Below are 13,120 nucleotides of genomic sequence, written 5' to 3' on the forward strand. Positions count from 1 at the left end.
ATCCTTTTATTCTCAATAATTCATACTTCCGCATATTCCTGCGCATTTAATACGACATAACCGCCCTTGCCTTTTGGTCGGCCGATAACACCACGAAACAACTGGCGACAATCTAGCTGTTGGCAAGCGTTGTCGATGGCATCTTGCTTGGTTTCGCATTCGCCTATTTCGACAGTACGAAGTTCGTGGGTTTTAGGGTGTTCACGCATGCCGCCATTTGGACACAGCTCTATTGCTAAATACATCATGCAACCATCCAGATAGTTGTATTGTGGATATCGAATGTTTTTTCCCACCACAGTTCTATGCAGGCGACTAACTTGGTTAAGCCTAAGCCTTGCGCCATAAAGTACACAGAACGAATAGCGCCTAGGGCAAGTTGCTCTTCAGTTGAATTAGTATCAGAACAAGTCACCACGCTTTGCCAAAAGGCAAATACAGTAATCAATACCTCTTCTTGCTTTAGCGTTGCGTAAAGGTTGAAATGAAAGCAAGGCATTGCAAGTGCGTCGCTACGACCAGCATCAACGCATTCAAACAAATCGATAATCCAATCGGCTTTGTCTTCATCGATACCAAGTGAGTGCAGTGCCGAACGCACATTTTCAACAGGGGCTAAAATACGTTTCATGCCACCACCTCATTTCTTATCAAGTTGCTTAGTTCGTGATATGCAGAAGTGACTTGCCTAAATGCAGTTAAGCCATCGAGATAAATGGTTTTATCAATTAGCTTATGCGCTGACCAGGTATTCGGGTTTTGCATGCCGTTAAAGTAGGTTTTATCAATTGCGATAACTTCTAACGCATCGGCATGGCCAATATAGCGAACAGACACGCTTACTTTTTCAGGTTTGGCGATGGCAATAAACATTAGTTCGTTGATCACATCGTTCATTGTTGGATTTGGTTTAATCATGGTATTCCCTTACTTAAAGTCGTTTATTGGGTGGCCAGCTAATTTGCCAATCACAGGTTCTAGCGAGTTGATCGCTCGGTGTAGCTTCACTTTTTCTAACTGGTCAAGTTCATCAAGTTTCAAATCAACATGGTGCTGCTTTAATCCAGCGGCGAAACAGAGTGTTTTACGCATATTAAAATCTAAGTTGTCATAAAAAGACCCGATACGGCTGTTACCAAATAACCCACGAATTTGAGCTATTGACTCAGCAGCGACTTTTACTTGTTCCATAAATAATCTCCTATGCTTAACGGTTCATGAATTCTTCAAACTTTTCTGGGTCATCAGCTTCGTGGCAGCTGTTGCACAAATCATGAAAGGATCTTGGTTCGTCCGATTCAATAAAATCACCACATTCACAACATTTAATTACTTCTTCATCCATTGTTATCTCCTTACATGCCAGGTATTGGCATTCCACTTAATACTGTATCTACGCACATGGACACGAACGGCCCTGCACCACCGCAGCGGTTTTCAACATCTGACATAAGAAAGACCAACTCACGAACAGCGTCTTGTGCCTTTGTGATTATTTGGTCTTTTTTGACTCGGGTTAGCCGACGATCGGATTCGGCTTCTAAGATGTGACGGTTTATTTCACCGGTATGACTTGTCACGCTCATGGCGCTAAGTGTTAGCGGTTTTGAATCACCTTTTTTGGGTAGGCGAACGGCTATTAGTCCGACTTCGAGTATTGCGCTGTTGATAATGTCGTGATTATCAGTTGCGGTTGTGATTTTAATTAACTCGCTAACGGTTAATTGATGTGGCTGATTGGGGTTTAACTTGTTACGCAGTACTTGCCCACGCATGCCGCACTCGTTTGCAATTTGTTCTATGTTTTCTATGTCTGCAAACCGAATACATGCTGACTCTATTGGGCTCTGTTTACTCTCATTTGACTCATACATTGCGAAAATCTCCTTATATGCAATGATTAAGTAACAATCCAAGTACGCAAATGAATATGATCGCTTCTGCTTTAACGATTAAAGAGAAACGATGCTTACGTTTATTCACGCTTGGTTCAATGAATACACCTGTCGAAACCTCTATAAACCCTTGTTGATGGGCGTTTACAGTGATCTCTGGTTGGTTATTGGCTTGATTACACAAATTGTTGTGCATCGGCTTTCTTGAACAAAGCGACAAGGTTTATGAGTACGCCACTGTTTTTGCTTTCTTTTGGCCAAATAGGTAGCTTTCCATTCGCAACAGCTTGATCAATAGCGCTTATTGATTGCCCTGTTGCGGCGGCATATTTCTTTTTTGTGCAATAAGGTACGTTGAGCTGTATTGTAATTGACGACATAATGGTATCCTTGTTGGTTAATTTATGAATATTTACCCATATTTGACCTTATATGCACTCAGATATGGGCTAAAATGAGACGGCCCTCTATAACCGTCCCATACATAATAGTCATATGAACAATCGATTGCAACCATTTAGGGACGGTATTTGTGTGGGAATTTTAATGTCTGATTTTGAAGAGCAGTTAAACGAATTAAAAATATTAACTAAAACGTCTAAAATCAAAGATTTAGCTGACTCACTCGGAGTTTCAACATCGACTATACGGACCTGGCGTTCTCGTAATAAAATCCCAGGTGATATTTATTTAAAAGCACAAAAAGATTCTAAACCGCATGACGAGACGGAATACAACACTCAAATGACGAAAATAAAAATCCCGCCTTTCGACTATCATGGTGGGAAGGCGATAACAGAAAAGTTGGTTAAAATAATAGGATCTACGAATCTTATTGATTTAGCAGAATCTTTGGGGATTCCAAGAACAACGATATCTACTTGGCATACCCGTAATATGACTCCTTTTGAAATCGCCGTTAGGATTAACCTAGCTAAAGGCGTATCTTTAAGATGGCTGTTACTAGATGAAGGCGATACTTTTGAAAGTGATGGAGTGATATTAAAAGAAAAACTCATTATTGAAAAAATAGCGAACAGTATATTGGACGAGTCTGGAGAGATGAGTCTAGATATTGTGACAATGGAACGATATGGATTAACTCCGGCCACTACTCGCGTGATCGATCTTGATGGCTCTTTGTTATTTGTCAATACAGAAGAAATAACCCCTAGTTCTGGCCGTTATTTATTGGATATCGATGGTTCGATTTCTATTAATGGTTTACAGCGTTTACCAGGTAAAAAGTTAGCCATGAGTTATGGCAATACATCAGTTGAAGTTGCAGAAGCGGATATTGTGGTGTTGGGTCGTGTAACTTTGGTGATGGAGAAAGAGTAATAAATAATACCTCCTGCTTGAGGAGGTGTTTAATCCCTATTGACTCCAGGTCATTACAACCTCGCAATCTTGCAACGCTGCATAACCACCCTATTATCATTACCTTGTATCTTCTTAATGCGCCGACTACGTTCGCACTCCCATTTATTCACTGGATACATCTTATCCCATGCTGTCATTAACTGCCGTTGCTGCCGACTTAACTTAAATTTGGAATATGCAATATCCATATAAAGATAAGAACGAGCGATGCGGCCCCTTGCATTGATGGGTGGTTCTACCTTTCTATCTTCTATTTTCATTTGGCAACTGCCAAAATTAGATTTAGCTGATGGTAGCACTGAGAAATTATAATTACTCCTTAATGCATTCACAGCACCAATAGCGGGAAATAAATTGTACATATCAGATTGCATTAGACGATATTGTTTACTGATTTTTTCTGCACATTTACGACCTTTAAAATGTTTTCCTTTACTGCTTACGCATTGTGAGTGTCCTTTCCTCCACTCTTTAAATGCACGACCAAAGTTTTCGGCAGGGACTACATGTTCCCACTCTATTCGTTTAGCTCGTTTTTGATATTTACTTGTGATAAATCCATATGCTGGTAATACATTTTTCTTACCATCAAACTTTGCGACACAATAAAGTGTTTCTCTGTGATCTTGGTAAACACTTCGTTCCAAGTTCTTTTTAGCTTTGTTGAATGAATAAATTATTTTATTACCAGTCGCGTTCGTGATAGTAGTGGTTAGAGCTAATAATGTTATGGGTAATAGTATTTTTTCTATCATGAACTTCAAATTAAAAGTATTAATAGATTTATATACTGAGCTAGATAAAGTAGCGAGTCTTGCACGAAACTCTATTTTTGTGAGTCACTTACAACATTTAGTTTGTAAAACGATTACCATGAATGATGGTAATACATCAGTTGCAGAAGCGGATATTATTGTATTGGGGCGTGTCGTGCTGGCGATGGAAAAAGAATAATTATAACTTAAAACTATTACTGCCTAATCAAAAGGGAATTTAAAATGACAACTAGCAAACCTAACTTTTTACGTCGATTTTGTTCGAAGGTTTGGAATTTAGCTAACGCAAGAAAAGAAAAAATGTTAGCCATCATTAATGATGATGAACAATGGTCTGCATATTGTATTGATAAAAAATTAACGCCATCAATGCAAAAGTTCGTACTATTAACCTATGGTATTAAAAAAGAACCAGTCGAGATTGTTAAAACAGATATAACTAAAAGTAATCATTCTACTAAAGAATCTGAAAGTAACGACTTTGATAGCCATCTGGTGACACTATGGACTGGTAACACAAAAAGCATTGAGTTCACATATGAGTCTTTTCATGGTGAAAAGTTACGACGGACAATAAATCCAACTGAAGTTTGTTTTAATGATAATGATGAATTCTATATTAAAGGAATTTGCCTCACCCGAAACGCACCAAGAACTTTTAAAGCGTGCAATATAACAACCAAAATTAAAATTGGCAGTAAACTATATGAGTTTGCAGAATGGTGTGAAGATGTTCTTAATGTTGATCTGTATTCGGCATAGGAAAGAACCCATGTTAAATAAATACACTTAAACGGATCAAGTTATGCCTAATGGATACGACGAGTGGTATTTGAATCACATTCATCCCGTCGGACAAGATGGGTTTAAAAGTGATGAAGAAATTACAGCAGAAGCACAGCTAGAAAGAAGTGATGATATTTATTTACAAAGCCACCCGTTTTGTGAGGCGGTTTTTTATTGTAGTTTCTGTGATACCGCATTCGTAGCTAAAGCATCTGAAAAACACTACTGCAAATGCGGTAGTGCTTCCCTAGCTACGCGTATTAAGTTACGAAAGATAAAAAGTAATTATGCAAATATTCGAGGGTGAACAACGCCATATTCTGCGGCTTGTTCGCAGCAATGCTTTGTTATGCTAAGCCACTACATAGTGACGTAGCTCATCAGAAGAATCGAGATATTTTGCCTTTTTACCGAATGATAATAATTTAAACTCACCCTTACCAATTTTTTCGTCTAGCTTTGACTCAACCGATTTGATTGATCCGCTTAGCAAGCGTATATCTTTTCCAAGGTACTTCTGAAGTGGAAACTCATCGCCAGAATTATAACCATCTAGTTTATTAGTTAAGAGGTCTTCAAATTTTTCGAATTTTTGAATAATTTCATCCAGCTTTCCTTTGGATTCTTTATCCAAAATGTAGACGGTGGTGATGAGATGCTCAACTATGATTAAGGCAGCGTCTAAGGATTTCCTTGATGGTGTCTTAATATCATGAGCTGCATCGTTTCCGAGAAAACGAATGGAGTGCAGACGTATCGAATCTTTCTTTGAAATAAGACCTTTACTTGCCAAGTTGTTAATTCTTGTGCTTAGCTCTTTTCCCTTTATTTCTTGATCGTTACAAATGGCTTCTATTGTTGCTCTGAATCCAATCCCTGAAAGGGTTCGAGCACCATCACGGTATGCGTTACAGGTTTCTTCATAGATACGATCCACTATGTCGGGTAAATATCTAGTATCTAGATTTCCTTTATCCTGCTTAGGAAATATATCGACAGTTAATGGGACTTTCCATTCGCCATCATCAGTAGGATATGCAGCATCATATTCATGAACGACCTTTCTGAAAGAAACTAGATCGCATCCCCTACATTTCACGACAGCGTGCTCTACCATACAATGATATTCATCGGGATTGTGAGTGTAAGAGTGCATACCTTCAACATCGTGCCAGGTATTATGACCACATGAATTACAATGATTTCTGACTTTTTCTTTTGTCATATAAATTACTCTAAAGTTACCTTCTGTAGCCTAATTCCTCATAAAGAGGAAAAAATTGTTTGCTAAAATGTTGAGGAACGAAAACAGCAAACTATTTTTGTCTTTGTTTATTAGCTTGTCATGCAAAAGGGTCAATATGAACAAATGTCCCATTTCTTTTCATAACGTTTTTGGCTTGAGAAAAATCAGGTAGATAGCCATTATTTTTGGCTAAATTAGCTAGCTGGTAAGTTTCATCTAATAAGCCGTATGGATCACTTGCTACAACTTTTCCTAGCCAAATATCTTGTAGATTTGTGTCTATCCAAGTTTTATACTGGGAAGCTTCCAACTCTGTCAATTCATCTAATAACTCTAACTCTGTATAAGTGAACTCATCAGAGATTCCCGGTAAACCTGCTTTTCCTATAAAACTCACATGCCGATATATCTTAGGGTAATGTTTTGAGCTTTGAAGTTGCGATATGACAAATTTTGCAAAAGTATCATATCTATCATCGACCCCTATTCTTACCACTTTATTTTTTTTGAATAATACTTCTGTTCCAAGTCCTGATTTGTTCAAAGGTATTTTCTTATACCCCAGAGATTCCAGAATTTGAACTAAATAATAACTGTGCACTTATCATCTCTCTTTTTTTACATAACGCTCTGTTATGTGTTTTTTACTTGTTCAAACAATTCGTCAGTAACTTCAGCCGCTTCATTGGAGTAATTAGTTACCCCACCTAAAGCATCGTCAAATACCTCAATAGCGAAAAGCAATATTGAGCGAGCGAATTTTCGATTTACCTTATCTGCAGGTACTTTAAGTTTCCCATTCTCACGTTGAAAATACAGAGAGAATTCTCTTGCTTGAACTAACCCCGAGTTCTTTGCCATATTAATTAGACGATCTATCTCTTTTTCGCCAATAGCGTCTTGTAACCTTTTGCCCATTGCTACTGTAGGAAAAGCAGCCAATATATGCTTAGTTTTATGGTCTTTGAATACGTTACGATTTTTCACTGGGTGGTTACCCCCAGTGAATGCACCAACATGGGCTTTGGCTACTTCCTCTAAAACGGTAATACTCAAAAAAACAGAGCTAGAATAGCTTCCGTTTAAGTACAAGCACGATGAATCTTGAATCAAGGTGACAGCGTGCCCTATCGCCTTATCCATTTCCTCTACACTTCGAATGAGACGTTCTTCTGAACGGACCAAACTATATATTAATTCAATAACTTCCATCGGTATTCCCTAAAACACATAGCCTGCGCTTTATTAGCCTTCCAGAACATCAGACCGCCATGCCCATTGAGAGCTTTCATTCAGCCCAAAGCTTTGCTCTAGATGCAAGTTTTTTAAATACTGAAGAGTACAAACGTTCTGAAACTCTTCCCCAACATCAAGGTCCTCAGAAAGGTAAAAGTAATCCTGAGACTTAAATTCATTGTGCACAATACTAAGCAAAATTTGAATGTTCATTGTGGCGACTCTGCAGGCTCTCAACAACAAAGTTATGACCATATTTTTTATCCTAGGATCATCAAACTCCCAAGTAAACTCTGGGTTTTCGACAATTGGAAATACAGCATGAGCAATGTGATTCCTTATATTTCTAACTACCGACAGTCCCCTAGATTTTTCCCGGTTTTTTTCTAGATCAACATCAAAGCCTACGTTAAAAATAGTCTTGTAGTGGGATGAGATTTCGAGGAGAGCATCTACCTTATGAAAATAAAAGTCAGGGAACTCAATCGCACTAAAAACTTCGTCTATCAACCATGCCGCTTGAGTAGAATAGCTACGCTGTCGCTTTATCTTAGGACCACTTTTCAACGCCAAAACATAGCGTTCCTCATATAGACCGCTTGTCAACCTGTAAGCTTCTTCTAAAGCATTCGAAATGAAAATAAAACGAGTAATATGAGTTGCAAATGATGAGTAATGCGCTGAGTTTGAGTTAAGCTCATCAGCGACGGGGTCACAATAAACATGTGCTTCTTCATACCTGAATGTATTCATCTCAACTGTTTCTAACTGGCTAGCCAACATTAACCATTTAGCCACACTCGCAGATTTTGCCTCACTACATATCTCGACTTTCTTCTTGAGAAGCTTATATACATCCCGCGTATCATTAATCAAATCGCAAAACTTACTCAGCTCATGGAGGTGGAGAGTTATCTCTCTAAATGAACTACATTTTGGACATACCGGTTTATTTATATTCAACTTGCGACCTTGTTTAACAATTTATTATGTTTATTCATGTACAAGTTCAACTTGTAATGATGAATTATTAGAAATAACAATTTCCATTTCACTATCATTGGCATAGTGATGAAGTATGAGAGACTTTGGAATTTGAGACTTTACCACTATGCCTCTCTCGTCGTAAAAATCAAAAGCGAACCTCTTAGCATTTTGTTCGCAAAGCGACCAAGACATTCCAAACTTTCCATTACTGTACTCATTTAGACTCATTCCTCTATACGCTGTAATCACCTCAGGTAGCTGATGGAAGTCATCATCACTTACAATCCTCTCCCGCAGTTCAATTTGTGGACCAAGATCTTCAGCTTGACGACACTTAAATATTTCAGGTAGCCCTCCATTGTAATATGCTGAGAAATAACCAAGCATGACATAAGAGAACTCAAAAAAATCCTCACCTAAGTTCAGCTCTTTTACATATTTTAAAAAGCGACTTTTAAGTTTCTCGTATTCAGACGCATAATCGATACCAGACAAACCATCAAGACTCTGAGATGAAGGATCATTGATCAGAAAGTTAATTACTTCATCAAAAGCGTAAGCATTTTCTGCAAACCTAGAAATTAGGTTCGATTGAAACTTGTCTATATCTATACACATCCTATTTTCTAGGAATGTTGAAACGTTTGGACTGAAAATTTTCACAAAACCTCGAATATAAACATAACGCCCTTGTTAACAGGCTGAAAATAATGGGCTAAAAGCGAGTGGGCTCGCTATTTTTAGTTCTTGTTAAATGTCGGTAGTGCGACTCATAATTTTACCTAATTTTTTGTTTGTTATTGCTAGTTCACAAATATTCTTTTCGAGATACTGTAGAAAACGATTTGAAACTTCTAATAAACCAACATGTAGGTGGCCAATGTTTACATACACTTTCATGTCAGGATCTTTAGCCGCCATCTCAATCGAACCACCGTAATAATAAACATATCGAGCATTGCCATTTTTTACATCTCTAGCTTCAGATGTCCCTGTATGTAATAAACTACACCGCGAAGCCCACAAATCATTTGCATTACATGGCAATGTTGATGCTTCTATAAAGAGGTACTTATTCAACCATAATTTAAAATCTGCACCTGTGGAATACTCATTTTCAACAGATAACCATGCTAAGCGATCTATCCATGAAAATAGCAAGATTAAAGCTGATTCATGATGGTTATTTTGAAACAATACTTCCATTGCTTTATTTGATTTAATTATATGTTCAGCTAATTGTTTTGCAGTATGTGACAATCTATTCCCTTTATATTTAACGCCCTAATAATGGGCAAAAAATTGTTGGCTAAAATGTTAATGAACGAAAAAAACTGTTTTGTCCTTATTAATTAGTTTGTTAGCTAACCATTTACTGTACCTTTAATGGCGTCTTTACATAACCCGATAAGGACTGCTTTTAAAACATCAAAAGGTAAACCGCTTAATTTAGATGAAACACTATCTTTTGCTTTATTCCAGATTTCATCATTTTTAATTGTATCTGCGAAATCGTAACCAGCCCAAGTTAAGCCAAATGGAATAACTTTTATAATTCGCTTATGCGTAGGTCTCAGCACGAATTAAACCTGCTTCATAAAGAAGATGGTAATGTTCAAGTAAGATTATTTCTTCGTGCCCCTCAAATGGAGGTTCTATTATTGGGCGATCATCTTCCTTGGACTCAATAAAGAGTAATATTTTACGAACTAGACCCATGTCGCGTTTCACGAAACTTTCCTTGGGTAGCTAACATTTGTATTGTAGGACATCTCAATACCCCAAATCTGTTCACCCTAATTAATAGCAACTAATTAAATGAAAAATAAGATAAAACGCCAATTTTACATTTCAATCTGTTTTGAGAAAGTGTGCATTCCTGTTATTTATTTTTAAATATTCTCAATTATTAGCAATATTTAATATGTAGCTGATTCTATTACTATTCTTACTTATTTAAAAGAAAAGCACTACTCTTTAGTGGTAAACCGTGATGCAACTGAAGTTATAGACAAATGAAACAGTATAAACCTATGTTTAAGCCTGCATGATAAAACATAGATTATTACTACAATTGCTTTATAACTGTATATAAAAACAGTGCTTGTTATTTTATAATGCCAAATACACCGATTTACGAGTTATAAAGGAATTCATCATGTCTGTTCGCAATCTCAAAGACGGCCACAAGAAACCTTGGCTTTGTGAGTGCTATCCGCAAGGTAGTAAAGGTAAGCGTATTCGCAAACGCTTTGCCACCAAAGGCGAAGCGACAGCATTCGAACGCTACACAATGAACGAGATTGACGATAAGCCCTGGTTGGCAGACAAATCAGATAATCGACGCTTATCTGAATTGCTCGATTTGTGGTGGAAGTTACATGCTAAGAATCTTAAAAGTGGTGCTCATGCATATCGTCGACTGCAAATCATGTGTGAACAATTAAACGACCCCATTGCGACCACGTTTACCGCTAAAGACTTTGCTCACTACCGCGCAAACAGACTCACAGTCGGGCATGGTAAAGGCCGCAGCGGTGCAGAGCTATCCATCTCATCACAAAACTATGATCTGTTATGGATGAAAGTATTATTTAATGAACTTCGTCGGTTAAAGGAATGGAATCTGCCAAACCCGCTTAAAGACATGAAAACGATAAAGACAGCAGAACGCGAGCTTAGCTATCTAACACATGACCAGATAACGCAATTATTAACATTCGTTCAAAGAAGTCCTATTTCTGGACAAATGACACAAATTATTAAAATTTGCCTAGCAACCGGTGCTCGAATAATGGAAGCAATAGAACTTAAGGGATCACAAGTAACAAAGCACAAGATCACCTTTACCAATACCAAAGGTAAAAAGAATAGGACCGTACCGATTTCAGAAGATTTATATAATGAGATATACCAAAATACATCAGGCCGATTATTCACCTGTGGTTATGGGGTACTGCATAAGTGGTTAAACTTATGTTTTTCTGATTTACCCAAAGGACAAGCGACTCATATTTTAAGGCATACTTTTGCAAGTTACTTTATGATGAACGGTGGTAATATTTTAGTATTACAAAAGATACTTGGTCATGCAGATATAAAGCAAACAATGGCTTACTCGCACTTTGCACCATCGCATCTACAAGATGCAGTGTTATTTAATCCACTGGCAAGTATGAGCTAAAAAGTGGCGGTAAAATGGCGATGAATTATGTAACCATGTATGAATATACAGTGGTATTAGACAGTAGACCCTTTTTGTAAGCACCTGATTTTAAAGAAAACAACTAAATAACAAAGGGTTAAAAAATCAATGCAAATAAAGCTGCTTAATTTCAACAAAGATAAGCGTTTGCGGTGCATCTCCAATCTCTTTAATTTCATAAAGTTCGCAACCATAAGCAATGTCACATTGCGTTAGTCTCGGTAGTAGGAAATCATCAAAGGCAGTGGTCGTTAATCCCGCATTAGCAAGTTCAGATTCACCATGCGCTAATGTGGCGGCCGTTTGCGTGACAATATCAGCTTGATCATCTGATGCAATGTGAATCACCATTTTCTTATTTTTAAGGATATTAGTTAACGTATCTTTATTATCACCATTTGGCTTTTTACCAACCGAGATCATTAATAGCGCAGGTTTACTCGATACAGCTGTAAAATAAGAAAAAGGCGCTAAGTTATAGCTCTCATCACCCGAGTCTGTAAGTACCCAAGCAATAGGTCGTGGGATAATCGTTTGTGTCATCAAGTGATAACGTTGATTGGCTGAAAAGTCTGAAAAATTTAGCTGCATGTAACTAAGTCCCTGTTATAGCAAAGATAGTATCGTGACATATCAGAGGTTGTTAGCCTAGGTTTAATTTATGGCTGTACATAACTAGCGCTAACAAGCGCGTAAATGTCTATTTCGCATAAACAACGAGATAAAACGTTCTTACTATGAATTTATCACTCACGCCTGTATCATAACCAAGCTACTGAAATTCTAGCTTTGAAGCTACGTAGAAAGTATAAACCAGTAATAGGACACTATGGAAAAGAAAAACCAAGGCATACAATCTGTAGAGCAAGCCTTTGAGATTATAGATTTTTTCTCTAACAAAAGTCACCCAATTTCGTTAGGTGACGCTGCTGTAGAAATGGATATATCTAAAAGTAAACTCCATAAATATCTCGCTAGCTTTCTGCGTATTGGGGTCATCATTCAAGATGCAAATGGTAACTACTGCCACGGGTCAAAACTGATCGAACTTGGTGCCAAAATCCTTGGTCATACTGATATTTTCCACGTCTGTGAACCTGAATTACAACGATTGAGGATAGAAACGCAAGAAGCCACAGCACTCGCTGTTTGGACAACACAGGGGCCGATGATTGTTCGTTTCCTCGAAAGCCCATACCCTGTCGCGATAAGTTTTAGAGTTGGCTTCCACGCACCACTAACTGGCAGTTCTGTCGGCATGTGTTTTGCGGCATTTTCACCGGAAGAAGCTTACCAACACCTTTTAAAAACAGAAACGAAAGGTCAAGCACAGCTGGGCGAAGAATTTAAACAAGACCTAATATCGATAAAAGATGAAGGTTATGCGATTCGAAATAAAGTAAACCCAAGCATACCGGGTGCCAAAGCGATATCAGCACCAGTCTTTGACGCGACAGGCAATATAGTTGCGTGCATTCTCATTATCGGTTTCAAGCAACAAGACGCCATTCAAGAAAAAGATATAAAAGCCATACGTGAGACGAGCAAACGACTGTCTCAACACTTAGGTTACACAATGACGAAAACTGTAAGATAAGGGCAATAA

Annotated in this window: 24 protein-coding genes; 6 read left to right on the forward strand and 18 right to left on the reverse strand. The window is 37.8% G+C overall.

What is annotated here, in order from left to right; translation table 11 throughout:
• Positions 1-20: 20 nt before the first annotated feature.
• From AKG98_RS06150 to AKG98_RS06180, 8 genes are read right to left on the reverse strand one after another with little or no spacing between them, the layout of a single operon-like run.
• Positions 21-248: a hypothetical protein gene (locus AKG98_RS06150; RefSeq protein ID WP_067042913.1), complete on the reverse strand. Its 228-nt coding sequence runs from the start codon at positions 246-248 to the stop codon at positions 21-23.
• Positions 245-631: a hypothetical protein gene (locus AKG98_RS06155; protein ID WP_067042917.1), complete on the reverse strand. Its 387-nt coding sequence runs from the start codon at positions 629-631 to the stop codon at positions 245-247. Before AKG98_RS06155 ends, AKG98_RS06150 begins: the two co-directional genes overlap by 4 nt.
• Positions 628-918: a hypothetical protein gene (locus AKG98_RS06160; RefSeq protein ID WP_067042920.1), complete on the reverse strand. Its 291-nt coding sequence runs from the start codon at positions 916-918 to the stop codon at positions 628-630. The genes AKG98_RS06155 and AKG98_RS06160 overlap by 4 nt, the downstream gene beginning before the upstream one ends.
• A 9-nt stretch (positions 919-927) precedes the next feature.
• The gene (locus tag AKG98_RS06165; protein ID WP_067042923.1) at positions 928-1,191 is read right to left on the reverse strand and encodes a hypothetical protein; all 264 of its coding nucleotides are present in this window, start codon (positions 1,189-1,191) and stop codon (positions 928-930) included.
• Between the two features lie 16 nt (positions 1,192-1,207).
• Positions 1,208-1,345, reverse strand: a complete 138-nt coding sequence (locus tag AKG98_RS22170; protein ID WP_157534075.1) for a hypothetical protein — start codon at positions 1,343-1,345, stop codon at positions 1,208-1,210.
• Positions 1,346-1,355: 10 nt separating this feature from the next.
• Positions 1,356-1,874, reverse strand: a complete 519-nt coding sequence (locus AKG98_RS06170) for a phage regulatory CII family protein (RefSeq protein ID WP_067042926.1) — start codon at positions 1,872-1,874, stop codon at positions 1,356-1,358.
• Between the two features lie 13 nt (positions 1,875-1,887).
• On the reverse strand, positions 1,888-2,091 hold the full coding sequence (locus AKG98_RS06175; RefSeq protein WP_067042929.1) for a hypothetical protein: 204 nt from the start codon (positions 2,089-2,091) through the stop codon (positions 1,888-1,890).
• On the reverse strand, positions 2,072-2,275 hold the full coding sequence (locus AKG98_RS06180) for a Rha family transcriptional regulator (protein WP_067042932.1): 204 nt from the start codon (positions 2,273-2,275) through the stop codon (positions 2,072-2,074). The genes AKG98_RS06175 and AKG98_RS06180 overlap by 20 nt, the downstream gene beginning before the upstream one ends.
• A gap of 166 nt (positions 2,276-2,441) precedes the next feature.
• Here AKG98_RS06180 and AKG98_RS06185 point away from each other — a divergent pair, with 166 nt between their 5' ends.
• Positions 2,442-3,236, forward strand: coding sequence for a helix-turn-helix domain-containing protein (locus tag AKG98_RS06185; RefSeq protein WP_067042935.1), 795 nt, complete (start codon positions 2,442-2,444; stop codon positions 3,234-3,236).
• 53 nt (positions 3,237-3,289) lie between these two features.
• Here AKG98_RS06185 and AKG98_RS06190 read toward each other — a convergent pair whose 3' ends face one another.
• Positions 3,290-4,033: an endonuclease gene (locus AKG98_RS06190; protein WP_067042938.1), complete on the reverse strand. Its 744-nt coding sequence runs from the start codon at positions 4,031-4,033 to the stop codon at positions 3,290-3,292.
• Between AKG98_RS06190 and AKG98_RS06195 the strand changes: the two genes are divergently transcribed.
• The 3 genes from AKG98_RS06195 to AKG98_RS06205 are packed head-to-tail and all read left to right on the forward strand — an operon-like array spanning position 4,032 to position 5,147.
• A complete protein-coding gene (locus AKG98_RS06195) occupies positions 4,032-4,232 on the forward strand; it encodes a hypothetical protein (RefSeq protein ID WP_157534076.1) in 201 nt (66 codons plus the stop codon). The genes AKG98_RS06190 and AKG98_RS06195 overlap by 2 nt on opposite strands.
• 44 nt (positions 4,233-4,276) lie before the next feature.
• Entirely contained in the window at positions 4,277-4,816 is a 540-nt protein-coding gene (locus tag AKG98_RS06200; protein WP_067042942.1) for a WYL domain-containing protein, read from the forward strand.
• Positions 4,817-4,859: 43 nt separating this feature from the next.
• Positions 4,860-5,147 carry a hypothetical protein gene (locus tag AKG98_RS06205; protein WP_067042945.1) on the forward strand — a complete coding sequence of 96 codons (288 nt, stop codon included), beginning with the start codon at positions 4,860-4,862 and terminating at the stop codon, positions 5,145-5,147.
• Positions 5,148-5,192: 45 nt separating this feature from the next.
• Here the strand turns inward: AKG98_RS06205 and AKG98_RS06210 are convergent, their stop codons facing one another.
• The 8 genes from AKG98_RS06210 to AKG98_RS22985 form a co-directional block, all read right to left on the reverse strand.
• A complete protein-coding gene (locus AKG98_RS06210; protein ID WP_067042948.1) occupies positions 5,193-6,065 on the reverse strand; it encodes a DUF4145 domain-containing protein in 873 nt (290 codons plus the stop codon).
• Between the two features lie 118 nt (positions 6,066-6,183).
• Positions 6,184-6,687, reverse strand: a complete 504-nt coding sequence (locus tag AKG98_RS06215; protein ID WP_067042951.1) for a hypothetical protein — start codon at positions 6,685-6,687, stop codon at positions 6,184-6,186.
• Between the two features lie 32 nt (positions 6,688-6,719).
• Positions 6,720-7,298 (reverse strand): AbiV family abortive infection protein, encoded by a 579-nt coding sequence (locus tag AKG98_RS06220; RefSeq protein ID WP_067042954.1) that lies wholly within the window; start codon positions 7,296-7,298, stop codon positions 6,720-6,722.
• A gap of 33 nt (positions 7,299-7,331) precedes the next feature.
• A complete protein-coding gene (locus AKG98_RS06225; protein ID WP_067042957.1) occupies positions 7,332-8,285 on the reverse strand; it encodes a hypothetical protein in 954 nt (317 codons plus the stop codon).
• 30 nt (positions 8,286-8,315) lie between these two features.
• The gene (locus AKG98_RS06230) at positions 8,316-8,972 is read right to left on the reverse strand and encodes a hypothetical protein (protein ID WP_157534077.1); all 657 of its coding nucleotides are present in this window, start codon (positions 8,970-8,972) and stop codon (positions 8,316-8,318) included.
• A gap of 87 nt (positions 8,973-9,059) precedes the next feature.
• A complete protein-coding gene (locus AKG98_RS06235; protein ID WP_067042963.1) occupies positions 9,060-9,569 on the reverse strand; it encodes a hypothetical protein in 510 nt (169 codons plus the stop codon).
• 104 nt (positions 9,570-9,673) lie between these two features.
• Positions 9,674-9,889 (reverse strand): DUF2513 domain-containing protein, encoded by a 216-nt coding sequence (locus AKG98_RS22855; protein WP_067042966.1) that lies wholly within the window; start codon positions 9,887-9,889, stop codon positions 9,674-9,676.
• The gene (locus AKG98_RS22985) at positions 9,870-10,028 is read right to left on the reverse strand and encodes a DUF2513 domain-containing protein (RefSeq protein WP_369814918.1); all 159 of its coding nucleotides are present in this window, start codon (positions 10,026-10,028) and stop codon (positions 9,870-9,872) included. Before AKG98_RS22985 ends, AKG98_RS22855 begins: the two co-directional genes overlap by 20 nt.
• 439 nt (positions 10,029-10,467) lie before the next feature.
• On the opposite strand from AKG98_RS22985, the gene AKG98_RS06245 reads away from it, so the two are divergent.
• Entirely contained in the window at positions 10,468-11,493 is a 1,026-nt protein-coding gene (locus tag AKG98_RS06245) for a tyrosine-type recombinase/integrase (RefSeq protein WP_067042969.1), read from the forward strand.
• Positions 11,494-11,619: 126 nt separating this feature from the next.
• Here the strand turns inward: AKG98_RS06245 and AKG98_RS06250 are convergent, their stop codons facing one another.
• Positions 11,620-12,105, reverse strand: coding sequence for a flavin reductase family protein (locus tag AKG98_RS06250; protein ID WP_067042972.1), 486 nt, complete (start codon positions 12,103-12,105; stop codon positions 11,620-11,622).
• Positions 12,106-12,343: 238 nt separating this feature from the next.
• Between AKG98_RS06250 and AKG98_RS06255 the strand changes: the two genes are divergently transcribed.
• Positions 12,344-13,111 (forward strand): IclR family transcriptional regulator, encoded by a 768-nt coding sequence (locus tag AKG98_RS06255; RefSeq protein ID WP_067042975.1) that lies wholly within the window; start codon positions 12,344-12,346, stop codon positions 13,109-13,111.
• Positions 13,112-13,120 lie beyond the last annotated feature (9 nt).

The sequence above is a fragment of the Moritella sp. JT01 genome, from assembly GCF_001574435.1.
Classification (GTDB): Bacteria; Pseudomonadota; Gammaproteobacteria; order Enterobacterales; family Moritellaceae; genus Moritella.